Source organism: Actinacidiphila polyblastidii (genome assembly GCF_036353415.1).
GTDB classification, from domain to species: Bacteria; Actinomycetota; Actinomycetes; order Streptomycetales; family Streptomycetaceae; genus Actinacidiphila; species Actinacidiphila polyblastidii.
Window position 1 is genome coordinate 17,325 of record NZ_JAZEWV010000013.1, and the last position, 21,168, is coordinate 38,492.

Consider the following 21,168-nt stretch of genomic DNA (forward strand, 5'->3'; position numbering starts at 1 on the left):
ATCCGGGCGAGAACCGGCCGGGAACGCCGGAGGACCGCCCGGGGTCAGCGGGCGGTGCGGCGCCGGACCAGCGCGAGGCCGAGGCAGGCCATCGCGGCGGTCAGCGCGAGCGCCGCGGGCAGCCGCCCCCAGGACGTGCCGGCGACCGGGATCCGCGCGGCGAGGAAGACCACCGCCGTGGCGGCCGCCGCCGCGAGGGCCGGCGCGACCGGGCGCGACCCGCGCGGCGCGGTCACACCGCGCGTCCACAGGTCGGTGACCAGCAGGTAGGCCACGAGCAGCGCCGCGGTGCAGGCGGCGAGCCAGCCGGGCGGCGTGGTGAGCGCGGCGATCACCACCGCGGCGACCGGGAGCACGGTGGTGCGCCGGCGGGCGGCGATCCGGTACCAGCGCAGCGAGGTCTGCACCGGCCGGGTGTCGACCATCGGGCCTGCCCACCACGCGGCGCCCGCCGCGACCGCCGTGAACGCCCAGTCCAGCCCGGGGCGGCTGCCCCCGGTGGGGTCGCAGGCGGCGATCACCAGGCCCGCGCCCAGCAGCCGCGCGGTGAACCGGTCCAGGCGCGCGCTCATCGGGTGCCTCCGTGGATGCGGGTGCGCAGCAGCGGCGCGAGGGGCAGGTCGAGGGTCTCCCCCGGCTGGTGGGCGACCACCGCGATGCCCCGCTCCGCGAGCGCGAACCGCATCGCCTGCCGGTCGGCGCGCCACAGCCGCAGCGCGAGCTGCGCCTGCGGGTCGTCCGGGTCGACGTACGGGTCGCCGGTGGCGATCTCCACCACGACCATCGGGTTGGTCCCGGCGCGCACCTGGTGCAGCACGTCGAGGATGCGCTGGTCGGTGAGCGGGGTGAAGACGTACACCAGGGCGCCCTCCGGCAGGGCGGGCGGCGGCAGCCGGTCGAGTCCTGCCGACCGGTAGGCGAGGTCCTTGCGGACTTCCAGCACGGTCTCGACGATCCGGTAGAAGTACGTGTCGCCGCTGCCGGGCTGCAGCCACCGGGTGGCGCCGCCGACGGAGACCACGCCCACCCGGTCGTGGGTGCGCAGGTAGGCGCGGACCAGCCCGGCGGCGGCGCGGAAGGTCTCGTCGAGGGACGAGGTCCCGGTGTCGGGCTCGACCACGTCGGTCAGCACGTCGAGCAGCACCACGGTGTCGGCGGTGCGCTCGGCGGCGAACTGGTTCAGCTGCAGCGACCCGCGCCGCGTGGTGGCCGGCCAGTGGATGCGCCGCTGCCGCTCGCCGCGCACGTACGGGTGGACGCCGGTGACCTCCACGCCCTCGCCGCGCTGGACCGCGGTGTGCTCGCCCAAGCGCTGCGGCAGCCGCACCGGGATGGGGGTCAGCCCGGCGTGCGAGGGCACCGGGAAGACCGCGACCTCGCCGAGGGGGACGCGTACGGTGCGGCGGGCGAGGCCGCCGGTGTCGTAGACGTCGATGTCGACGGTGCCGAGCGTCCAGCGGCCCCAGCGCTCCGCGGTGAAGCGCAGGTCGAGGTGGTGGCGGCCGACGGTCAGGGCGTCCAGCCGGACGCCGGGGCCGAGGGTGACGCCGGGGTCCAGCCGGCCCGCCTCGCCGTCATGGGCGACCGCGATCCTGGCGGTGACCTCCTCGCCCTCGAAGCAGCGCCGGGACCCGACCTCGGCGGTCGCCTCGATCCGCTGCGGCCGGCCGCGCAGCGGCGTGGCCATGGCCAGCAGCGCCAGCGGTCCCGCGGCCAGCGCCAGCAGCCAGGGCCGCCCGGTGACGAGCGCGGCGGACAGCGCCACGGCGGCCACCGTGCCGTAGCGCAGCGCCCGTTCGCCGACCCGCCAGTGCGCCGGCGGTGCGGGCGGCGGTTCGGCGGGGGTCGCGTGGTTCCCGCCGAGGGCCCGTTCGACGCTCGGCGGCATCCGGCGCGGCCCGCCGGGCGCCGCGGCCCCGGCGGCCCCGGGTCCCGCGCCGGGAGCGGGCGCCGGGTCCGCGGCGGCGGATGCCGGGGCGGTCATGAGGCGACGACGGCGCGCGGCATGGTCTGCGGCGCGGGCACCGAGCGGACGATCTCGTGCAGCACGTCGTCGGCCGCGATCTGCCGCACCCACAGCTCGGGCCTGAGGGTGACCCGGTGCGCGAGGGCGGGCACCGCGACGGACTTGACGTCCTCGGGGGTCACGTAGTCGCGCAGTTCAAGGACGGCGCGGGCGCGGGCCAGCTGCACAAGCGCGAGCCCGCCGCGCGGCGAGGCGCCGACCTGGATGTGCGGGTGCGCGCGGGTGGCGCCGACCAGGGCGATGACGTAGTCCAGCAGGTCGTCCTCGACCTCGACGCGTTCGACGGCCGCCCGCATGGCGAGCACCTGCGCCGGCCCGCTCAGGGTGCGCAGCGCCGCTTCGGGGGCCGCCCGGTCGATCCGCGCCCGCAGCATGCCGGTCTCCTGCGGGGCCGTCAGGTAGCCCATCCGCACCCGCAGCAGGAACCGGTCGAGCTGCGCCTCAGGAAGCGTGTACGTGCCCTCGTACTCGATGGGGTTGGCGGTGGCGACGACCACGAACGGGTCGGGCAGCGCCCGGGTGCTGCCGTCGATGGTCACCTGGGACTCGGCCATCGCCTCCAGCAGCGCGGCCTGCGTCTTGGGCGGGGTGCGGTTGATCTCGTCGGCCAGCAGCAGGTGGGTGAAGACCGGCCCCGGGCGGAAGACCATGTCGCCGCTGCGCTGGTCGTAGAAGGGCGCGCCGGTGACGTCGGAGGGCAGCAGGTCGGGGGTGAACTGGATGCGCCGGAAGTCCAGTCCGAGCGTGGTGGCGAAGGACCGCGCCAGCAGCGTCTTGCCCAGGCCCGGCAGGTCCTCGATCAGGACGTGGCCGCCGGCCAGGATGCCGAGCATCACCAGCGCCAGCGGCTCCGGCTTGCCGACCACCGCGCGGCGGATCTCGGTGAGCACCTCCGCGGCCAGCGCACCGGCCTGCTCCGGCGTCAGGGAGTCGGCGACCGCGGGCGCCGCAGCGGTCGCCTGGTCCTCGCCGGCGTGCGGCGCGTCGGAGCCGTCATGGATGCTGGGCTGGCTGCTGGTCACGGAACGGTCCTCACTGTGCCTGGTCGTGGCGCGGCAGCGGCCGCGCGGTTGACAGTGTTTCGAGGCGGTCGAGCAGGGTGCGGAGCACCTGCTCGGTCAGCACCGGCTGCGGCGGTCCGGCCTGCGGGTCGATCCACGGCCACAGGTCGGGGCCGACCAGCGCGGCGGCGCGCCGCGGGTCGCGGTGCAGTTCGACGCCGTGCACCTCGGCGAGCCGCGCGGCGAACAGCCGTTGCAGCTGCGGGCGCATGGTGGTGCCGAAGTGGATCTCGGCGTCCTCGCCGAGCGTCCTGCGGACGATCAGCTGCCAGTCGCCGACCGCGAGCCGCTGGCCGCCCAGCAGGCGGACGGACTTGCGGTAGCCGCTGTCCTGGGAGTCGGCGCCCGCGACGTAGCGGACGACGGCCAGCGCGACGACGGTGATCAGTGCGAGCCCCGTCGCGGCGGCGGCCGCGCCGTCGGCGAGGCCCAGCAGCACGACGGCGGTGACGGCGACGGTGCCCAGCACGGTCAGCGAGTGGCGGACCGAACCCGGCTCCTGCATCAGGCGCTTCACCGCCCCGGGCTTGGGGCTCCCGGACGGCGCCGCCCCCGGCTTCGCGGTCCTGGGCGGCGCCGCCCCCGGCTTCACCGCCCCGGGCGGCCGGCCGCCGGGCGGGGGGGCGCCGGTGCCAGGGAGGCTCATGACGTGCCCTCGGTGGCCGGCGCGAGCGCTTCGAGCCGGTCGGCGATCGCGGTGAGTGCGGCCTGCGCGCGCTCCCGGTGCCCGGCGTCCATGGGATGGCGGGAGTAGCGGGCCTCACGGAACAGGGCGGTGAGGTCGGCGGCGGCGTCACCGGCCGGCAGTCCCTTGGCCACCGCCCGCTCCAGCAGGTCCTGCGGACTGTCCGAGGCGCGTCTGACCACACCGGAGGCGGCGAGCGACTCCTCCATCGCGGCGTAGCAGGCGATGACCGCGGCCCGCGGGTCGTCGCCGGCCAGCAGTGCCCGCCGCCCGGAGTCGACGGCCTGGGCGAGCAGTTCGCGCTCGTCGTCGTCCACCGCGTCGTAGGGCTCCTGCGCCTCGTGCGGCGCCATCCGCCGGACCTGCCGCCACAGGAACACCCCCGCGACCACCACGAGCGCCGCCGCCAGCGCGATGGCGATCCCGGTCAGGATCCGCACCAGCCCGTAGTGGTGCGTGTGGCGAAGGTGCGGCGGCGGTGTCATGGTCGCCGTCTGGGTCGCCACCGCGGTCCCGGTGGCGATGGGCGTCGGCGTGTTCGAGCCGTGGTCCGAGCCGCCGGAGGTGTGGAAGGCGTGCATGGCGAGCAGCAGCAGCGACACCGCGAACGGGGCGAACATCGTCACGTACCCGGTGGCGTCCGCCAGTCGCTGCTCGACCGGGCTGAGCTCGCGGCCGTCCGAGGACAGTTCCTGCAGGCGGCCGTGGAGCAGCAGCCCGCCGACCAGGGCGAGCGCGGCCAGGCCGACCGCGATGGCCACGTTGCCGCCGAGCAGCCCGTGACCGCGGACGAAGAGGTGCCCGTCCGGGCGCAGCAGCACCGCGCCGAGCACCACCCCCGCGATCACCACGACGGCCAGCGCGGCCGTCGCGGCCGCTCCGGCTCCCGCCGCCGCGCTCCGCCGGTCCGCGTCCGTCGGCTTCTCCCACCCCAACGCCTCGCCCCTCCCTTGCCGTCGGCAGCTTCGCACACCCGCAACCGCCCTGTCAGCAGCAGCCCTGCGGGCGCGCGGCGGAATGCGCGCCTCCGATCCGGGGCCGTCCCGGCCGGCGGACCCGCAGGTCGCAGGCGTACGGACCGCCGGCCGCCCGGGACCTGGGCGGCCGGCCGTTCGGCACCGCCGGGCCCCGGGGCCACCCGCGGCAGGAGGACGCGGGAGGCCCGCTCGGGAGGAGCGCCGGCGCCCTCCACGCTGCGGTGCCGGCCGCCGGGCCGCAGCCCGCGGGGGGCCGGGCGGGTGAGGGGCGGCGCGGGGAGCGATCGGCCCCGGAGAAGAAAGCCCAGGTGGGGCGGGGTCCGGCTGCGGATGTCGGGACATTGGGATATCCAGGTAGAGACAAAGCGATTTCCGCTGCGCTCCGCCGCCGGAAAGGTCCGCCCATGCCGTCCACACCGCTGACCCCCGCCGTACTCGCCGATCTGCGCCGCCCCAGGAAGTACCCCGCGGTGTCGGTCCTGCTCCCCACCCACCGGCGCGAGCCGGAGAACGCCCAGGATCCCGTGCGCCTGCGCAATCTGCTGGAGGAGGCGAAGGAGGCCGTCCACGACGATCCCGAGGTGTCCAGGGCCGACCGGATCGACGTGATCAAGCAGCTCGACCTGGCGATGGGCGAGGTCGACCTGGTGCACGCGGAGGACGGCCTGGCGATCTTCGCCGCGCCCGGCGAGCACCAGGTGTGGTCGCTCGGGCGTTCGGTGCCGGCCCGGGTGCTGCTCGCGCAGACCTTCCTGACCCGCAACCTGGTCGCCGCCTACGCGGCCGAGCAGCCGTACTGGGTGCTCGCCGTGGACTCCGAGGTCGCCACCCTGTGGAGCGGCGGCAAGCTGCACGCGCCCGAGCAGGTGAACGGCGCGTTCCCGGTGCACCGCCCGCAGATCGACTTCGACCCCGAGCACCAGGAGCAGGTCGGCGACACGCCGAGCACCTTCAACGACGAGGAGACCCGGCGCTTCCTGCGCGAGGTCACCGAGGCGGCGGGCGTCGCGCTCGCGGCCGACCCGCGGCCCCTCTACCTGGTCGGCGAGGTCGAGGCGCTGTCCGCGCTGGACGACACGGGAGGCGTCACCCACGGCGCCGTCGCCCGGGTCGCGCAGGGCGGGCTCGCTCAGGGTCCCGCCCAGGCCCTCGGCCACGCCGTGCGGGAGGCCGACCGCGAGCGGGACGAGCAGGTCGTCGTCTCGGTGCTGGCCGACCTGGACCGGGCGCGCGGCCGCAAGGCGTTCGCCGGCGGCGTCGACGAGGTGTGGAGCTGCGTCTCCGAGGGCCGCGCCGCGCTCGTGGCCATCGAGGACGGCTACCGGACGACCGTGCGCACCGAGGGCGACCATCTGGTGCCGGCGGACCGCACCGAGCGCGGCGCGCGCGACGACATCGTCGACGAGATCGCCGAGCAGGCTCTCGACACCGGCGCCCGCGTGCACTTCGTGCCCGACGACAGCCTCGCCGGCTCCGGCCGCATCGCCGCCGTCCTGCGCTTCTGACCTCCCCCGCCGGCCCGAGCCCGCCGTGCGCGCACCCGGCGCCCGGCGGGCTCGGCGCGCCCGGCCGCTGGAGGGCCCGCACGGGGCCCAGGGTCACGCCGGGGCCGGCCGCCAGGCGCGCGCCAGCAGGACGAGGGAGGCGACCGCGGCCAGGGCGCACCACGTGGAGACGAACTCAAGCCGCCACAGCGCGGCGCACAGCACGGCGCCCGCCGCCGTGAGGGCGCCGAGCAGGCGCAGCAGGGGGTCGGCGGACAGCAGCAGCGCGCCGACCGTGGCCAGCAGGTAGCCGGCGACGACGAGCGGCGGGTACGGCACGCGAACGGCGTAGCCGACGGTGTGGCCGCGGATGTCGGCGGCGGGCGCCCGCGCGGCGAGGGAGACCGCGAGGACGGCGGCCGTGGCCACGCCGAGCGCGGCCGGGACGGCCGCCCGGGCGCGGGCCCGCGGCGGCGCGGCGGCCAGCACCGCGAGCGGAACCCACGCGGCCAGCAGCGGCATCGCGACGACCGTCCAGGCGGTGACCGCGGGCCCGGTGCCGCCGCCCTGCCGCCAGACCGCCGCCTCGATCAGCTGGTGTGCGCCGAGCAGCACCGGCAGGGCGGCGAGCGGCAGCTCGCGGGGGCGGCGGACCCGGGCGAGGCAGCCGGCGCCGAGGGCCGTGACGACCGCTCCCGCGGCCAGGTCGGCGGTCGCGCTCCAGCACATGGGTCACCTCGCGGTTCCGGTCCCGGCCCGGCCCGGCCGCACGCATCCGCCGGCCGCGCCACGGTCCCACGCTACGGCCTGCCCGCCCGGCGGCCGCGGTGGGCGCGCGCCCACCCCCGGCGCCGATCGGCCGGACGGCGAGACGTGCGTCACATCCGCGCGGCGGATGTCACGCTGGGGAGGCCGCGGGCCCTCTCAGGGGAAACGCATCAGGGAGGCTCCATCGTGTCCGACACTCCGGCCCGGCCGGCCGAAGCGGCCGGCGACCGCGCGACCGAGGTGTTCGTGGGCCACCGCGAACTGCTCTTCTCGGTCGTTCACAACATGCTCGGCAGCGTCGCCGACACCGAGGACGTGCTGCAGGAGACCTGGCTGGCCTGGTCAGGGCGGAGCAGCCGCTCTCCCGTCGAGGAGATCGACAACCCGCGCGCGTACCTGGTGCGCATCGCGGTCAACCAGGCGCTGGCCCGGCAGGCGGTGATCAGCCGGCGCCGTGAGACGTACGTCGGGCCGTGGCTGCCGGAGCCGCTGGTCACCCGCGCGCCGCAGGAGGGGGAGGGCGCGCGGGCCGCGGACCCGGCGGAGCCCGCGCTGCGCGGGGAGTCCGTCTCGATGGCGCTGCTGGTGGTGCTGGAGACGCTCACGCCGCTGGAGCGCGCGGTGTTCGTGCTGCACGAGGTGTTCGGCTACGCGCACACCGAGATCGCCGAGATCCTGGGCCGCAGCCCGTCGGCGGTACGGCAGTTGGCGCACCGGGCGCGCGAGCACGTGCACGCGCGGCGGCCGCGCTACCAGGCCGACCCGAGGGTGCAGCAGGAGGTGACGGAGCGGTTCATCGCCGCGGCGCTCGGCGGCGACCTGGCGGCGCTGATGAGCCTGCTCGCGCCGGAGGTCACGATGTGGTCGGACGGCGGCGGCAAGGCGCGCTCGGCGCTGCACCCGGTGCGGGGGCGCGAGAAGGTCGCGCGGATGCTCAACGGCTACGCGAGCCGGCAGCGGCCGCGGACCCTGGACATCCAGTACCGGCACGTCAACGGCGACCCGTCGGCCGTCGTCTTCTCCGGCGACTCGCCGTACGCGGTGATGGTCGTGGACCTCAGCCCGGACAACGACCGCGTGACGGACATCTTCCTGGTCACCAATCCGGACAAGCTGTCCGGGGTGCGGCTCGACGACGCCGCCGCCCCGCCGGACGGCGCGTCAGCCCCCGACGAGGCACAGGAGGACGGGCGATGAGCGCGCGCAACTGGCTTCCGTGACCCTGTCCGGTGCGGCGGCTCCGTGGTGGTCCGGCCCGGTCAGTAGCGGGCCACCGCGGTGTCGCCGCCCGTGGTGCCGATCGCGATGTGCGGGTGGGCGCCGGGCCGCAGCCAGGCGGTGATGCGGTTCATCGCGTCGGCGGGCACCGACACGCAACCCGCGGTCGCCCCGCTGCCGTTGACGTGCAGGAAGATGCCCGCGCCGCGTCCCTTGACCGGCGTGGCGTAGTTGTAGTCGATGACGACGGCGTGGGCGTACTGCGTCGGGTAGCTCGCGAGCTGCTCGGACTCGCTCGCCCGGCAGTCGTGCGGCAGCGGGCTCACCCAGCGGTTGTACGCGGTGGAGTTCACGTCCTCGCACCACCAGGCGGTGGGGGTGACCTTGCGGTACGGCAGCGTGGTGCCGCTGGGCGCGGCCGCGTTGCCGAAGGCGAAGGGCAGGCCGTACAGGCCGGTGGGCGTGGTGCTGGTGCCCTGCTTGCGGGTGGGTCCGTCGACGAGTCCGTGCGCGCCGAAGCGGGCCGGGGCGCTGCCGACCGCGTGCCAGGTGCCGCCCGTCTGCTCCCACCAGGTCAGCGTGCCGGTGGTGGCGCCCAGCAGCGGGGCGATCGCGGTGATCAGCTGGGTCCCGCCGCCGGTGTCGGCCATCAGCCGGGGCAGCGGCACCGCCGGGCCGAGGCCGTGCGCGGGCGCGGAGATCCGGCCCTCGGCGTGCACCGGGCCGGCGGCGCCGAGCGCGCTCAGGCCGAGCGCGGCCGCGGCGACGAGGGCACGGGCGGGGGCGGAACGGGCGATCACGGGACCTCCTGCTGATCGGACGGCGGGTGCGCGCGGTGCGGTGACCGCGCCGGCCGGGCGGCGGGGGCCGGGGCCACCGCCGTCGGGCCCGGCTCGCAGTCCGGGGTGCGAGCCGTGAACCGAAGCATCCTTTCCCGGAGGGCCGGCGCGCCAGTCCCGCACCCCGGCGCCACCCCCGGCGGCACCCCCGGCGCCACCCCCGGGCCGCGCCTGAGCACCGCTCAGATCTCCGGCGCACTCAGCTCCGTGCGCCAGTCGTTCGACCTGATCGGATGGCCTTTGGGGTACTCGAACGCGCACTCCCCCATCAGGGTGAAACCCGCCTTGCGGCACACGGCGTTGGAGGCGGCGTGCTCGACCTTCGGGAAGGCGTGCAGCCATCGGCGGTCGCCGCGTTCGCGCGCCTCGACGACGACCAGCCGCGCGGCGGCGGCGGCTATCCCGCGGCCCTGGTACTCGGGAAGCACGCCCCAGCCCGTCTCGTAGACCGGCTGGTCCTGCCAGGTCCGCCCCCAGAAGCCGATCGACCCCACCGCCTCGCCGGTGGCCTCCAGCACGATCGCGAACATCCGCCCGGCGTCGCCGTCGATGCGCTGGTAGCGCTCGTGGCGCTCGGCGAGCTTCTCCTCGGTCTCGGGGCCGCCCAGGTGCTCGGTCATCTCCGGGGCGTTGGTCCTGCGCAGCAGCCGGAGGTCGTCCGGCGACCAGGTCCTGAGCCGTACCGGTGCGGCGCCGGCCGGGGCGTGCGGGGGCGTGGGTGCGTCGTCCATGTCGATCACCGTACGGCGGGGGTACGACAGCGCGGGGCGGGTGCGGGCCCGGGGCGTGGAAACCGGCGCTGTGACGGGCCGGGCCGGAGCGCGCGGACGGCCCCCGGACGCAGAGGAGCCCCGGCCGGGACGGGGGGACCTGGCCGGGGCAGTCTCTGCGGGAGCAGCGTAATTATCACGCTCGCTGCTTCACATGGTTAGTTTAACACTCAATGAGCGTAGTCGAAGCCATTCGGTGCGGACGAAGTCCGGACCGGCGTCGCCGAGGGCACGGCCGCGGCCGTCGAGGCGGCGGGAGGCTTGGCCGTGGCGGGCTGGACGCCGCCGAGGAGGTCGCACAGCTTGCGGCCGTCCGTCGGCAGATCGCGGCGCCAGGCCATCGCGACCAGCGGCGCGAGAAGCATCAGCGCGGCGCTCAGCGAACTGTCGACCGACAGCCGTACCAACGTGCCGTCGGCGTGCGGCAGCAGGTCGAAGGAGTAGATCGGCACCTGGGTGCCCAGCGGACTCCACATCCGCTGGCCGCGGAAGGCTATCCGGCGGCAGGGCTCGAAGTCGGCGCACACCAGGCGGTGCGGCCGGCGCCGGCCCGGGTAGCGGTAGCGGTAGACCGCGTCGGCCCCCGGCGCGACGTACGCCGCCTCGACGGAGGCGACTCCTGAACTCCACAGGGCGAGGTTGCGGGCGTCGGCGAGAAAGTCGAAGACCTCGGCAGCCGGCCTCTGCACGAACACGTTGACGGCAACGCTCGGCATCACGAACCTCCCCGGTAGCGGCGTGGGTGGCCTGCCGTGCGCGCGGGCGCGGGCCGGTCGCGACCCGGTGGACCGGATCCGACGGCGCGTGCGCCGGGCGGGTGGAAGGCCGCCTGCTTCACTCCTCTCCCACAGCGTGCCCCGCAAAAGTGCACATGTCGTGGCAATGGGTCCATTCGGGTGAGAACGAAGGGTGTCCGCTCGGCCGTCCCGGGGATGGGCCGCGGGCCCGCCGGCCGCTAGCCTGGCCGGGTGGAGGAACAGCAGGTGCCCGCACGTTTCGAGCGCGGTACGGACGGACCGAAGGTGATCGTCGCCGGACTGGACGGCTCGGAGTCGTCCTGGCGGGCGGCGGCCTACGCGGCCGGCCTCGCCCGGCGCCAGAACGCCCTGCTCGCGCTGGTGTACGTGCAGCCCTATCTGCCCGGCGGCGCGGCCCTGGGCGTCCCGGTCGCCGAGGCGGACACCGGCGTCGCCGAGCAGCTGCTCACCGAGATAAGGACGCAGGTGGAGCGGCTCAAGGGCGTCTTCCAGGTGCGGTGGGAGTTCCACACCTTCCGGGGCGACCCGTACAACGGCGTGGCGATGGCCGCCGACCAGCTCAAGGCGGACGCGGTGGTGGTCGGCGCCTCGGAGCGGGCCGGGCACCGCTTCGTCGGCTCGGTCGCCGTACGCCTGGTGAAGGCGGGCAAGTGGCCGGTCACGGTGGTTCCGTGACCGCGCCGGCCGGTGCGGCCGGCGCGGTCCGCCCTCGGGCGGCGGTCGCGGCCCGCGGTCAGACGAGCGCCGCGGTGGCGGCGGGGGCGTACTTGTAGCCGACCCGGCGCACCGTGACGATGCTCCCGCGGTGCTCCGCGCCGAGCTTGCGGCGCAGCCGCGCGACGTGCACGTCCACGGTGCGGCCGTCGCCGACGTGGCCGTATCCCCAGACGGTGGTGACCAACTGGTCGCGGGAGTGCACCCGGTGCGGGTGCGCGACCAGGTGGGCGAGCAACTCGAACTCCAGGTAGGTCAGATCGAGCAGCCGCCCGTCCACGGCCGCGGTGCGGCGTTCGGCGTCGATGCTCACCGGGGAGGCCGCCGCGGCGCCCTCCTCGGGCCGGCGGCGCACCACCGGCGGTGGCGTGCCGAGTCCGGGTTCCGCGGGCACCAGCACCAGGTAGCCGACCATCGGGGCGCCGCCGGCGGTCGCGGGCAGCACGTGTCCGGGCGCGGGCAGCCAGGTGGCGCCCGGCGGCAGGAAGTCCGGTGCGGGCGGCGCCTCGTCGGGGCGTACGGCGCGCAGCCGCTGGCGGCTCGCCGCGGTGGGCGCCTGGCCGGCGGCCGGTGCGGTGCGCGCCGGGTAGGGGGACGGCTGGAAGGAGGAGACGTTCGACATGGTTGCGGCTCTTTCGCGCGAAGGGGTCGGAGAGGACGCCGTATTGCGCGGGACCGGGTGCCGACGGCAGCGGCCGGAGGGCCGGGCTGCGGAAGGAGTCAGCGGCAGATGCGGGTCCGCGCGGGGATCGCGCGGCAACACCAGCGGTCGAAGTGGTGCTCCTGCCGGGACGGCCAGAAGGGCTCGAGGTCGTGGCGACCTGTCCCGGAGTCAGTAGTGCTGGCCATGTGTCCTATTGAAGCAGACCCGGGCGGGCCGCGTGAGGGGGTGGGGCCGGTCCGCGGTGCGCCGTGGCCGCGCCGGACAATGGCCGCTGCGGGGAGTTCCCGCGGACGGCGAGCAGACGGCGGAGGTTATGCGGCGGTTTGCGCCTATTCTCTGGGGCATGACGTGGTGGCGGGCGCTGCGCAGGACCGCCAGGTCCGGGCTGCGGGTGGAGCGGACGCGGCTGGAGCCGCTGGTCGCGCTGCGCACGGCCGGCGGCGTGGCGATCGTGATCGCGCTGTCGCTGTGGCTGTGGTCGCCGCCGGTGGCGGCGTCGTCGGCGTTCGGCGCGTTCGCGGCGGGGGTGGCGACGCTGCAGCGCAGTTGGCGGCCGCGGCCGGTGCTGGCGATGGCCGCGGCGGCGGGGCTCGCGGTGAGCACCTTCCTGGGGTACCTGGCCGCCTCCCACACGGTGCTGTTCGTGCTGCTGGTCGCGGTGTGGGCGTTCGGCGCGGGCATGGCCTGGGCGCTGGGGCCGACCACCGGCACGGTCTCCGCGCTGACCGTGGTGGTCATGCTGGTCGTGGTGACGCTGCCCACCTCGGTGCTCAGCGCGCTCCACCACGCGGCGCTCATCGCGGTGGGCGGCCTGGTGCAGGCGCTGCTGATCGTGGTCTTCCCGGTGCGGCGCTGGGGCCGCCAGCGGGACGCGCTGGCCGACGCCTTCGCCGCCGAGGCCGACTTCGCCCGGCGGCTGCGGCACGACCCGCTGGCGCCCTTCGACCCGGCGCCGCTGATGACCGCGCGCAGCGCCGCTGTGGTCTCCCCCTGGCAGGCACGGCGGCGCCCCGAGGAGCTGCACGGCAACCGGGCGCTGGCCGAGCGCATCCGCCCGGTGCTGGCGTCGCTGGCCGACCCGCGGGTGGGCGCGGCGGCCGAGGGCCCCGAGCGGGACCGGGCCAGGGAGATGCTCGCGGTGGCGGCCGACGTGCTCGACGCGGTGGCGCGGGCGATCAGGAGCGGCACCCGGGTCCGGGTGCCCGGCGAGGTGCAGCAGCTGCTGCGGACACCGGAGACGGACGCGGAGCTGACCGGGGCGGCCGCCCGCTCGGCGACCCGGCTGGCCTCGCTGCTGGCCGCGGCGATCGAGCGGGCCGACGGATCGGGGCCGGCCGACACCACGGGCTCCGCCCATCTGCTGCGGCCCTCGCCGCGCGAGCTGGCGCCGCTGGCCTGGCGGGCGGTGCGCCGGCAGGCCCACTGGGACTCGCCGGTGCTCCGGCACGCGGTCCGGCTGTCCGCGGTCGCCTCGGCGGGCTACCTGCTGGGCACGGCGCTGCCGCTCGGGCACGGCTACTGGGCGCCGATGACCTCGGTGATGGTGATGCGCCCGGACTTCACCCAGACCTACGAGCGGGGCGTGGCCCGGTTCACCGGCACCCTGGTGGGCGTCAGCGTCGCCACCGCCGTGACCAGGTTCGCGCACCCGGGCACGTACACCTTCGCGGTGCTGGCGGTGGTGTGCGTCGGGCTGATGTACCTGCTGCTGAGCACCGGGTACGTGGTGGCGCAGGCGTGCGTCGGAGGGTACGTGGTCTTCCTGCTCGGCATGGGCGGCACCCAGCTGGAGCAGACGGTGCGCGACCGGGTGCTGCTGACGCTGCTCGGCGGTGTGCTGGCGATGGCCGCCTACGCGGTCTTCCCCGCCTGGGAGACGACGCGGCTGCGGGACCGGCTCGCGGAGTGGCTGGAGGCGACGGCGGCGTACACGGCGGCGGTGATGGACGCGTACGGCGATCCGGGCAGCCGCCGGCCGGGGGCGGTGCGCGGGGCGCTGCTCGACGTGCGGGCCGCGGGCACCACCTGGGACCAGGCGGTCTTCCGCGCGGACGTGGAGCCGGTACGGCACCGGGGCCTGTCGCGCACCGCGGTGCGCGACGCCGACGCGGCGCTGTCCGGGCTCGGCCGGATCGGTCTGCTGATGGAGGCGCATCTGCCGCCGCGCGACGCTCCCCCGTCGCCGGGCGCGGCGCGGTTCGCGCGGGCGCTGCGGGAGACCACCGCGGCCGCGGCGGCCGACGTACGGGACCGCCGCGCGCCCAGCTGGCAGCCGCTGCGCGAGGTGCTGGAGGGCTGGCAGGCGGCGCCGGGCGAGGAGCGGATCGTGCGGCGCGGCGCCGAACTGGTCGGCGAGACGCTGGACGATCTCGCCGAGGCCCTGCGGCCCAGGTCGCTGGGGCGGCGCCACCCGGCTGGCGGCGGCGCACCGCGCGGCCGCGGACCCGGTGCCGGGGGCGGCCGGGACTGAGGACTAGGCTGGTTCGCCGAGCCCGACGGGCACCCGCCGGACAGGTCCCTGAGGAGTCCCCATGCACACCCACCGGCTGACGAGCCTCGCGCTCAACCACTCGACGTCCGGGGGCAGCCCGATCATGCGCATCGTCATCGTGGTCGCCGTGGTCGGCGTGGCCCTGATGGCGTGGTTCCTGCTGCGCGGCTACCGCAACGACTGAGCGGCGCGCGGCGGCCTCGGCGCACGACGGCCGCGGCGCAGGGCGACCTCGGCGCACACGGGAGCTTCACGCGCGGGGCGGGCCACGCCCCGCTCACTCGTGTGCGCGCACGGGATGCGGCAGAGCGGTGCGCGGGTGATGGTGGTCTCCCGGCCCGCGTTCCGAGGAGTCTCCTGTGATCGTGAAGATGCTGCACGAGAACGGTCTGAAGTCCGAGCACTGCTATGCGGCGGCGTTCGGGTCGATCGGCCTGGCGGTGCTGTCGTGGACGGCGTCGATGCAGGCCGAGGCGACCGGCACCTCGCGTGCGGACCGGTGGGGGATCTTCATCGGCGAGTGGGCGCCGACGTTCTTCGGGCTGGGATTGGCACTGGCCCGCTACGAGGACTGACCGCACCGACGCCCCCGCCGCGTGGACGGGGGCGTTCGCGTGCGCGGGCCGGTCCGGGTCAGCGGATGGGCAGTCCGGACAGCGTGCGGGCGATGACCAGCCGCTGGATCTCGCTGGTGCCCTCGAAGATCGTGTAGATCGCGCTGTCCCGGTGCATGCGCTCGACCGGGTACTCCCGGGTGTAGCCGTTGCCGCCGAGGATCTGGATGGCCTGCGCGGTGACCTTCTTGGCGGTCTCGCTGGCGAACAGCTTGGACATCGAGCCCTCGGCCGAGGTGAACGGGCGGCCCGCGGTGGCCATCCAGGACGCGCGCCACACCAGCAGGCGGGCGGCGTCGATCTGGGTCCGCATGTCGGCGAGCTGGAAGGCCACGCCCTGGTTGTCGATGATGGGGCGGCCGAACTGCTCGCGGCTCCTGGCGTACTCCAGGGCGTACTCGTAGGCGGCGCGGGCGGTGCCGACGGCCATCGCGCCGACCGCGGGACGGGACGCCTCGAAGGTGGCCATGGCGGCGTTCTTCACGCGCTCGCCGCCCGGCGCCTTCGCGCGCTCGCGGGCGCGGGCGAGTCGCTCGTCGAGCTTGTCCTTGCCGCCCAGCAGGCAGTCGCCGGGAATCCGGCAGTCCTCCAGGACGACCTCGGCGGTGTGCGAGGCGCGGATGCCGTGCTTCTTGAACTTCTGCCCCTGGGACAGGCCCGGGGTGCCGGGCGGCACGATGAAGGAGGCGTGGCCCCTGGTGCCCAGGTCCGGGTCGACCACCGCGACGACCACGTGGACGTTGGCGATGCCGCCGTTGGTGGCCCAGGTCTTGGTGCCGTTGAGCACCCACTCGTCCTTGGCCTCGTCGTAGACCGCGCGGGTCCGCATGGCGCCGACGTCCGAGCCGGCGTCGGGCTCGGAGGAGCAGAAGGCGGCGACCTTCACGTCGTCGGCGTCGCCGTACATCTGCGGCACCCAGGTGCCGATCTGCTCCTCGGTGCCGTTGGCGAGCACGCCGACGGCGGCCAGGCCGGTGCCGACGATGGACAGCGCGATGCCCGCGTCGCCCCAGAACAGCTCCTCCATGGTCATCGGGATGCCGAGGCCGGTGGGGTCGAAGAACTGCTGGGCGTAGAAGTCGAGCGAGTACAGCCCGATCTTGGCCGCCTCCTGGATGATGGGCCAGGGCGTCTCCTCGCGCTCGTCCCACTCGGCCGCGGCCGGGCGCATCACGTCGGCGGCGAAGCCGTGGATCCAATCGCGCACGGACTGCTGGTCGTCGTTGAGTTCGAGCGTGAAGTCGCCCATGGTCCCCTCCACGTGGTTACTTGCGGTAACAGCAGTCTGTTACCCACCGGTAAGCCGTGTCAACTCCTCCCGCCGCGGGCGGCCGGCCGTCCGCGGGATGTTACGTTGCGCAGACCAGCGGCAATCGAACAACCGGGGAGGCACAGGTGGAGACCGGCCAGCGCGAGCAGCAGCGGACGGCCACCGAGCGGCGGCGCCACGAGCTGCTCGAAGCCGCCGACCGCGTGGTGCTGCGGGACGGACCCGAGGCGTCGATGAACGCCATCGCCGCCGAGGCGGGCATCACCAAGCCCATCCTCTACCGCCACTTCGGCGACAAGAGCGGGCTGTACCGCGCCCTCGCCAAGCGGCACACCGACGCGCTGCTGGCCACCCTGCGCACCGCGCTGGACTCCCCCGGCGACCGCAGGGACCGGGTGGAGGCCACCCTGCACGCCTACCTTTCGGCGATCGAGACCCGGCCGCAGGTCTACCGCTTCCTGATGCACCCGGCGGAGTCGGCCGCCACCGACGCCGAGAAGGGCTTCGACGTCGGCCGCCACTCGGTGCCGCTGCTGCGGCGGATGGGCGAGGACCTCGGCGACGTGATCGCCGAGCGCCTCGACCTCGGCCAGGACAGCCGGCTGACCGCCCGCGTCTGGGGTCACGGCATCGTCGGCATGATGTACGCGGCCGGCGACTGGTGGCTGGGCGAGCGGCCCTGCTCGCGCGACGAACTGGTGCGCAGCCTGGCCGGCCTGCTGTGGGGGCGGCTCGGCGAGGCCGACGACAGGGCGGGCAGCCGCGGGCTGTAGCGGAGCCTGCCGGGGCTTCACGCGCGCCCCGGGCCCCAGGGCGCGCGGCGCGCGGCCCGCAGCGCGCGGACCCGGCGCAGCCCGCGCAGCCGCTCGGTGTAGACGGCGCCCTCCAGGTGGTCGTACTCGTGCTGCAGGCAGCGCGCGAAGAAGCCGCTGCCCTCGACCCTGACCGGGGCGCCGAGCATGTCGAACCCCTCCAGCGCCGCCTCGTCGTGCCGGCGGGTCCCGTACTCCAGGCCGGGCAGCGACAGGCAGCCCTCCGCGCCGCTGATCTCGGGACCGCCGGTGTGCACCAGCCGCGGGTTCACCAGGTGGCCGAGGTGGCGGCGGTCCTCGTCGTCCGGGCAGTCGAAGACGAAGACCCGCAGCGGCACCCCGATCTGGTTGGCCGCCAAGCCCACTCCGGAGGCCGCGTACATCGTCGCGAACAGGTCCTCCACCAGCCGCACCAGCGGCGCCCCGAACTCGGCCGCCTCGCCGCACGCGGCGTGCAGACCGGGGTCGCCCAGCACCCGTACCGGGTGGACGGTGCCGGTGCTGCCGGGGATGCTGCCGCGTCGCATGGCCGACAGCGTACGGCGTGGCGCACCAGCCGGGGCGGCGCGGTGCGGCGCCAGGGCGCGGAGTCGATAGGCTGGCCCCGACCGGAACTTGCCCGGCCGCGCGCGCGGCCCGCAGGGGAGGAGAACCGGCCGTCGCCAGGTCAGCGGCGCGGGCGGAGTCGAGGAGGAAGACAGACGATGGCAGGCAACTCGGAGCCGCTGTCGCCGCGGGCCAAGCTGGCCGTGACGGCGGGCAGGGCCGCGGCGGCGGTTTCGCGCGCGGCCGGCAAGGGCAGCGGGTCGGTGATCGGCGGCAAGGTCGCCCTCAGGTTCGACCCCGACCTGCTGGCCAGGCTCGCCCGGCACCTCGACGTGGTGCTCGTCTCGGCCACGAACGGCAAGACCACCACCACCCGGCTGCTCGCCGAAGCGCTGCGGGCCAACGGCCCGGTCGTCTCCAACGCGCTGGGCGCCAACATGCCGGCCGGCATCACCTCCGCGCTGGCCGGCGGCTCCGACGCGCGGTACGGCGTGATCGAGGTCGACGAGAAGTACCTGGCCGGCGTCGCCCGCGACGTGGCGCCCAAGGCCATCGCGCTGCTCAACCTCTCCCGCGACCAGCTGGACCGCGCCGCGGAGACCCGGATGCTCGCCGAGAAGTGGCGCGAGGGGCTGGCCGGCGTCGAGGCGATCGTCATCGCCAACGCGGACGACCCGCTGATCGTCTGGGCCGCCTCGTCCAGCCCGACGGTGGTCTGGGTGGCGGCCGGGCAGGAGTGGAAGGACGACGCCTGGTCCTGCCCGTCCTGCGGCGGCGTGCTCCAGCGCCCCTCCGAGGACTGGTTCTGCGCCGAGTGCGGCTTCCGCCGGCCGACCCCGACCTGGGCGCTGTCCGGCGACCACGTGGTGGACCCGTACGGCGTGGCCTGGCCGATCCACCTCCAGCTGCCCGGCCGCGCGAACCGGTCGAACGCGGCGGTCTCGGCCGCCGCGGCGGCCGCCTTCGGGGTGGACCCGAAGATCGCCCTGGAGCGGATGTACAAGGTGCAGGCCGTCGCCGGACGCTACGACGTGGTGTCGTACCAGGGGCGCGACCTGCGGCTGTTGCTGGCGAAGAACCCCGCCGGCTGGCTGGAGACGTTCTCGCTCATCGACGGTCCGCCCACGCCGGTGATCCTCTCGGTCAACGCCCGCGGCGCGGACGGCACCGACACGTCCTGGCTGTGGGACGTGGACTACACCCGGCTGGCCGGGCACCCGATCCTGGTGCTCGGGGACCGCAAGCTGGACCTGGCGGTCCGGCTGGAGGTCGCCGGGCTGCAGTTCCTGGTCTGCGCCGACCTGGAGGAGGCGGTGCGCTCCGCGCCGCCCGGCCGGATCGAGACCATCGCGAACTACACCGCCTTCCAGGACCTGCGCCGCAAGGTCGGCAACTGACCCGGGGAACCCGCCCGCGGGACGCCGCGGTCCGGCTTGAGGAGAAGCACGCATGAGTGATTCCAGCCTGCGCCTGGTCTGGGTCTACCCCGACCTGCTCAGCACCTACGGCGACCAGGGCAACGCGCTGGTGGTGGAGCGGCGCGCGCTGCAGCGGCGCGTCCCGGTCTCCCGTGTCGACGTCCGCTCCGACCAGCAGATCCCGACCTCGGGGGACATCTACCTGATCGGCGGCGGCGAGGACCGCCCGCAGCGCCTGGCCGCCGAACGGCTGCGCAGGGACGGCGGGCTGAGCCGCGCGGTGGCCAACGGCGCGATCGTGTTCTCGGTGTGCGCCGGCTACCAGATCCTGGGCCACGAGTTCGTCAACGACCTGGGGCGCCCCGAGCCGGGGCTGGGCCTGCTGGACGTGGTCAGCGTGCGCGGCGAGGGCGAGCGCTGCGTCGGCGACGTGCTGGCCGACATCGACCCGCAGCTGGGCCTGCCGCCGCTGACCGGCTTCGAGAACCACCAGGGCGTCACGCATCTGGGCCCGGCCGCGCGCCCGCTGGCCCGGCTGCGGGTCGGCAAGGGCAACGGCACCGGCGACGGCACCGAGGGCGCGTTCAACGACACGGTGTTCGGCACGTACATGCACGGCCCGGTGATGGCCCGCAATCCGCACATCGCCGACATGCTGATCAAGCTGGCCCTGGACGTCAACGCGCTGCCGCCGGTCGACGACCAGTGGTACGACGCGCTGCGCGCCGAGCGGATCGCGGCGGCAGTCCAGCCCGCGTAGCGGGCCCGCGGTCACGCTCCGTGCCCGTATCCCGGAGTTCGGGTAATCGTCAGCTGTCCGCAGTGCGGTCGGCGTGGAGGCGCGGCGGACGGCCTCGGTAAGCTGGCCGTGAACCATCCGGACGACGGGGTCCGGCCGTCCGGTTGAGTTGCGGGAGTAGCGAGAGCAATGCGTATTGGTGTGCTGACCAGCGGCGGCGACTGCCCCGGGCTCAACGCCGTCATCCGGTCCGTGGTGCACCGCGCCGTGGTGGACCACGGTGACGAGGTCATCGGCTTCCACGACGGGTGGAAGGGCCTGCTCGAGTGCGACTACCGCAAGCTGGACCTGGACGCGGTGAGCGGCATCCTGGCCCGCGGCGGGACGATCCTCGGCTCCTCCCGGGTGCAGCCCGCCCACCTGCGCGGCGGCGTGGAGCAGGCACGGGGCCACGTGGCCGACCTCGGTCTCGACGCGATCATCCCGATCGGCGGTGAGGGCACCCTCAAGGCCGCCCGGCTGCTGTCGGACGCGGGCCTGCCGATCGTGGGCGTGCCCAAGACCATCGACAACGACATCGCCTCCACCGACGTCACCTTCGGCTTCGACACCGCGGTGATGGTCGCCACCGAGGCGCTGGACCGGCTGAAGACCACCGCGGAGTCGCACCAGCGAGTGCTGATCGTGGAGGTCATGGGCCGGCACACCGGGTGGATCGCGCTGCACTCGGGCATGGCGGCCGGCGCGCACGCCATCGTCGTGCCGGAGCGGCCCTTCGACATCGAGGAGCTGACCGCGGTCGTCGGCAAGCGGTTCGAGGCGGGCAAGAAGTTCGCGATCGTGGTGGTCTCCGAGGGCGCCAAGCCGCGCGAGGGCGGCATGGACTTCACCTCGGGCGTGACGGACGTCTACGGCCACGAGCGGTTCACCGGGGTGGCCAACCAGCTGTCGGTGGAGCTGGAGCAGCGCCTCGGCAAGGAGGCCAGGCCGGTCATCCTCGGCCACGTGCAGCGCGGCGGCACCCCCACCGCGTACGACAGGGTGCTCGCCACGCGGTTCGGCTGGCACGCGGTGGAGGCGGTGCACCACGGCCGGTTCGGGATGATGACCGCGCTGCGCGGCACCGACATCACCCTGGTGCCGCTCTCCGAGGCCGTCGAGCACCTCAAGACCGTCCCGGCCGAGCGCTACGTCGAGGCCGAGTGCGTGCTGTGACCCGCCGCCGGCCTCGGACGGCCCCCGCGGCGCGCTGACCCGCCCCGGGCCGCTCTCCGAACGGCCCGTTGCCGCCCTGACCGCCCCCGCCCGAAAGCC

Annotated in this window: 23 protein-coding genes; 10 read left to right on the forward strand and 13 right to left on the reverse strand. The window is 75.3% G+C overall.

Features of this window, described 5'->3' with window-relative positions; genetic code table 11:
• Window positions 1-44 precede the first annotated feature (44 nt).
• The 5 genes from V2S66_RS17605 to V2S66_RS17625 form a co-directional block, all read right to left on the reverse strand.
• A complete protein-coding gene (locus V2S66_RS17605) occupies window positions 45-572 on the reverse strand; it encodes a hypothetical protein (RefSeq protein WP_330796516.1) in 528 nt (175 codons plus the stop codon).
• Window positions 569-1,984 carry a DUF58 domain-containing protein gene (locus V2S66_RS17610; protein WP_330796518.1) on the reverse strand — a complete coding sequence of 472 codons (1,416 nt, stop codon included), beginning with the start codon at window positions 1,982-1,984 and terminating at the stop codon, window positions 569-571. The genes V2S66_RS17605 and V2S66_RS17610 overlap by 4 nt, the downstream gene beginning before the upstream one ends.
• Window positions 1,981-2,952, reverse strand: coding sequence for an AAA family ATPase (locus V2S66_RS17615; protein WP_330796780.1), 972 nt, complete (start codon window positions 2,950-2,952; stop codon window positions 1,981-1,983). The genes V2S66_RS17610 and V2S66_RS17615 overlap by 4 nt, the downstream gene beginning before the upstream one ends.
• 106 nt (window positions 2,953-3,058) lie before the next feature.
• Window positions 3,059-3,604: a hypothetical protein gene (locus V2S66_RS17620; protein ID WP_330796519.1), complete on the reverse strand. Its 546-nt coding sequence runs from the start codon at window positions 3,602-3,604 to the stop codon at window positions 3,059-3,061.
• Between the two features lie 125 nt (window positions 3,605-3,729).
• Window positions 3,730-4,707 (reverse strand): DUF4129 domain-containing protein, encoded by a 978-nt coding sequence (locus V2S66_RS17625; protein WP_330796520.1) that lies wholly within the window; start codon window positions 4,705-4,707, stop codon window positions 3,730-3,732.
• Between the two features lie 446 nt (window positions 4,708-5,153).
• On the opposite strand from V2S66_RS17625, the gene V2S66_RS17630 reads away from it, so the two are divergent.
• A complete protein-coding gene (locus tag V2S66_RS17630; protein WP_330796522.1) occupies window positions 5,154-6,254 on the forward strand; it encodes a baeRF3 domain-containing protein in 1,101 nt (366 codons plus the stop codon).
• A 93-nt stretch (window positions 6,255-6,347) separates the two neighbouring features.
• On the opposite strand, the gene V2S66_RS17635 is transcribed toward V2S66_RS17630, so the two are convergent.
• Window positions 6,348-6,962, reverse strand: coding sequence for a DUF6629 family protein (locus tag V2S66_RS17635; protein ID WP_330796523.1), 615 nt, complete (start codon window positions 6,960-6,962; stop codon window positions 6,348-6,350).
• A gap of 225 nt (window positions 6,963-7,187) precedes the next feature.
• Between V2S66_RS17635 and sigJ the strand changes: the two genes are divergently transcribed.
• A complete protein-coding gene (gene sigJ / locus V2S66_RS17640) occupies window positions 7,188-8,198 on the forward strand; it encodes an RNA polymerase sigma factor SigJ (protein WP_330796526.1) in 1,011 nt (336 codons plus the stop codon).
• A gap of 62 nt (window positions 8,199-8,260) precedes the next feature.
• Here the strand turns inward: sigJ and V2S66_RS17645 are convergent, their stop codons facing one another.
• The 3 genes from V2S66_RS17645 to V2S66_RS17655 all read right to left on the reverse strand — a co-directional run bounded on the left by V2S66_RS17645 (window position 8,261) and on the right by V2S66_RS17655 (window position 10,544).
• Window positions 8,261-9,016 carry a L,D-transpeptidase family protein gene (locus tag V2S66_RS17645; RefSeq protein ID WP_413966423.1) on the reverse strand — a complete coding sequence of 252 codons (756 nt, stop codon included), beginning with the start codon at window positions 9,014-9,016 and terminating at the stop codon, window positions 8,261-8,263.
• A gap of 224 nt (window positions 9,017-9,240) precedes the next feature.
• Window positions 9,241-9,789 carry a GNAT family N-acetyltransferase gene (locus tag V2S66_RS17650; RefSeq protein WP_330796527.1) on the reverse strand — a complete coding sequence of 183 codons (549 nt, stop codon included), beginning with the start codon at window positions 9,787-9,789 and terminating at the stop codon, window positions 9,241-9,243.
• Between the two features lie 209 nt (window positions 9,790-9,998).
• Window positions 9,999-10,544, reverse strand: a complete 546-nt coding sequence (locus V2S66_RS17655) for an SRPBCC family protein (RefSeq protein ID WP_330796529.1) — start codon at window positions 10,542-10,544, stop codon at window positions 9,999-10,001.
• A 252-nt stretch (window positions 10,545-10,796) separates the two neighbouring features.
• Between V2S66_RS17655 and V2S66_RS17660 the strand changes: the two genes are divergently transcribed.
• A complete protein-coding gene (locus tag V2S66_RS17660; protein WP_330796531.1) occupies window positions 10,797-11,261 on the forward strand; it encodes a universal stress protein in 465 nt (154 codons plus the stop codon).
• A gap of 58 nt (window positions 11,262-11,319) precedes the next feature.
• On the opposite strand, the gene V2S66_RS17665 is transcribed toward V2S66_RS17660, so the two are convergent.
• Window positions 11,320-11,922: a winged helix-turn-helix domain-containing protein gene (locus V2S66_RS17665; protein WP_330796533.1), complete on the reverse strand. Its 603-nt coding sequence runs from the start codon at window positions 11,920-11,922 to the stop codon at window positions 11,320-11,322.
• 98 nt (window positions 11,923-12,020) lie between these two features.
• The gene (locus V2S66_RS17670) at window positions 12,021-12,149 is read right to left on the reverse strand and encodes a hypothetical protein (RefSeq protein WP_330796535.1); all 129 of its coding nucleotides are present in this window, start codon (window positions 12,147-12,149) and stop codon (window positions 12,021-12,023) included.
• 158 nt (window positions 12,150-12,307) lie between these two features.
• Here V2S66_RS17670 and V2S66_RS17675 point away from each other — a divergent pair, with 158 nt between their 5' ends.
• The 3 genes from V2S66_RS17675 to V2S66_RS17685 all read left to right on the forward strand — a co-directional run bounded on the left by V2S66_RS17675 (window position 12,308) and on the right by V2S66_RS17685 (window position 15,030).
• Window positions 12,308-14,434 carry an FUSC family protein gene (locus V2S66_RS17675; RefSeq protein WP_330796537.1) on the forward strand — a complete coding sequence of 709 codons (2,127 nt, stop codon included), beginning with the start codon at window positions 12,308-12,310 and terminating at the stop codon, window positions 14,432-14,434.
• 61 nt (window positions 14,435-14,495) lie between these two features.
• On the forward strand, window positions 14,496-14,639 hold the full coding sequence (locus V2S66_RS17680) for a hypothetical protein (RefSeq protein WP_330796538.1): 144 nt from the start codon (window positions 14,496-14,498) through the stop codon (window positions 14,637-14,639).
• Window positions 14,640-14,814: 175 nt separating this feature from the next.
• Window positions 14,815-15,030 (forward strand): hypothetical protein, encoded by a 216-nt coding sequence (locus V2S66_RS17685; protein WP_330796539.1) that lies wholly within the window; start codon window positions 14,815-14,817, stop codon window positions 15,028-15,030.
• 58 nt (window positions 15,031-15,088) lie between these two features.
• On the opposite strand, the gene V2S66_RS17690 is transcribed toward V2S66_RS17685, so the two are convergent.
• Window positions 15,089-16,318 carry an acyl-CoA dehydrogenase family protein gene (locus V2S66_RS17690; protein ID WP_330796541.1) on the reverse strand — a complete coding sequence of 410 codons (1,230 nt, stop codon included), beginning with the start codon at window positions 16,316-16,318 and terminating at the stop codon, window positions 15,089-15,091.
• 146 nt (window positions 16,319-16,464) lie between these two features.
• On the opposite strand from V2S66_RS17690, the gene V2S66_RS17695 reads away from it, so the two are divergent.
• Window positions 16,465-17,112, forward strand: a complete 648-nt coding sequence (locus V2S66_RS17695) for a TetR family transcriptional regulator (RefSeq protein ID WP_330796543.1) — start codon at window positions 16,465-16,467, stop codon at window positions 17,110-17,112.
• A 17-nt stretch (window positions 17,113-17,129) separates the two neighbouring features.
• Here the strand turns inward: V2S66_RS17695 and def are convergent, their stop codons facing one another.
• Window positions 17,130-17,678: a peptide deformylase gene (gene def / locus V2S66_RS17700; protein ID WP_330796544.1), complete on the reverse strand. Its 549-nt coding sequence runs from the start codon at window positions 17,676-17,678 to the stop codon at window positions 17,130-17,132.
• A 177-nt stretch (window positions 17,679-17,855) separates the two neighbouring features.
• Between def and V2S66_RS17705 the strand changes: the two genes are divergently transcribed.
• The 3 genes from V2S66_RS17705 (at window position 17,856) to V2S66_RS17715 (ending at window position 21,069) form a co-directional block, all read left to right on the forward strand.
• Window positions 17,856-19,094, forward strand: coding sequence for a MurT ligase domain-containing protein (locus V2S66_RS17705; RefSeq protein WP_330796546.1), 1,239 nt, complete (start codon window positions 17,856-17,858; stop codon window positions 19,092-19,094).
• 52 nt (window positions 19,095-19,146) lie between these two features.
• Window positions 19,147-19,875: a type 1 glutamine amidotransferase gene (locus tag V2S66_RS17710; RefSeq protein WP_330796548.1), complete on the forward strand. Its 729-nt coding sequence runs from the start codon at window positions 19,147-19,149 to the stop codon at window positions 19,873-19,875.
• A gap of 168 nt (window positions 19,876-20,043) precedes the next feature.
• Window positions 20,044-21,069, forward strand: a complete 1,026-nt coding sequence (locus V2S66_RS17715; protein ID WP_330796550.1) for a 6-phosphofructokinase — start codon at window positions 20,044-20,046, stop codon at window positions 21,067-21,069.
• The last annotated feature ends 99 nt before the right edge of the window (window positions 21,070-21,168 follow it).

What these genes read in the sequence shown, in the direction of transcription:
- V2S66_RS17635 (WP_330796523.1), bottom strand. Translation starts at nt 6,962, where the DNA reads ATGTGCTGGAGCGCGACCGCCGACCTGGCCGCGGGAGCGGTCGTCACG.
- V2S66_RS17655 (WP_330796529.1), bottom strand. Translation starts at nt 10,544, where the DNA reads ATGCCGAGCGTTGCCGTCAACGTGTTCGTGCAGAGGCCGGCTGCCGAG.
- V2S66_RS17630 (WP_330796522.1), top strand. Translation starts at nt 5,154, where the DNA reads ATGCCGTCCACACCGCTGACCCCCGCCGTACTCGCCGATCTGCGCCGC.
- V2S66_RS17610 (WP_330796518.1), bottom strand. Translation starts at nt 1,984, where the DNA reads ATGACCGCCCCGGCATCCGCCGCCGCGGACCCGGCGCCCGCTCCCGGC.
- V2S66_RS17710 (WP_330796548.1), top strand. Translation starts at nt 19,147, where the DNA reads ATGAGTGATTCCAGCCTGCGCCTGGTCTGGGTCTACCCCGACCTGCTC.
- V2S66_RS17670 (WP_330796535.1), bottom strand. Translation starts at nt 12,149, where the DNA reads ATGGCCAGCACTACTGACTCCGGGACAGGTCGCCACGACCTCGAGCCC.
- V2S66_RS17680 (WP_330796538.1), top strand. Translation starts at nt 14,496, where the DNA reads ATGCACACCCACCGGCTGACGAGCCTCGCGCTCAACCACTCGACGTCC.
- V2S66_RS17650 (WP_330796527.1), bottom strand. Translation starts at nt 9,789, where the DNA reads ATGGACGACGCACCCACGCCCCCGCACGCCCCGGCCGGCGCCGCACCG.
- V2S66_RS17605 (WP_330796516.1), bottom strand. Translation starts at nt 572, where the DNA reads ATGAGCGCGCGCCTGGACCGGTTCACCGCGCGGCTGCTGGGCGCGGGC.
- V2S66_RS17690 (WP_330796541.1), bottom strand. Translation starts at nt 16,318, where the DNA reads ATGGGCGACTTCACGCTCGAACTCAACGACGACCAGCAGTCCGTGCGC.
- def (WP_330796544.1), bottom strand. Translation starts at nt 17,678, where the DNA reads ATGCGACGCGGCAGCATCCCCGGCAGCACCGGCACCGTCCACCCGGTA.
- V2S66_RS17665 (WP_330796533.1), bottom strand. Translation starts at nt 11,922, where the DNA reads ATGTCGAACGTCTCCTCCTTCCAGCCGTCCCCCTACCCGGCGCGCACC.
- V2S66_RS17715 (WP_330796550.1), top strand. Translation starts at nt 20,044, where the DNA reads ATGCGTATTGGTGTGCTGACCAGCGGCGGCGACTGCCCCGGGCTCAAC.
- V2S66_RS17675 (WP_330796537.1), top strand. Translation starts at nt 12,308, where the DNA reads ATGACGTGGTGGCGGGCGCTGCGCAGGACCGCCAGGTCCGGGCTGCGG.
- V2S66_RS17705 (WP_330796546.1), top strand. Translation starts at nt 17,856, where the DNA reads ATGGCAGGCAACTCGGAGCCGCTGTCGCCGCGGGCCAAGCTGGCCGTG.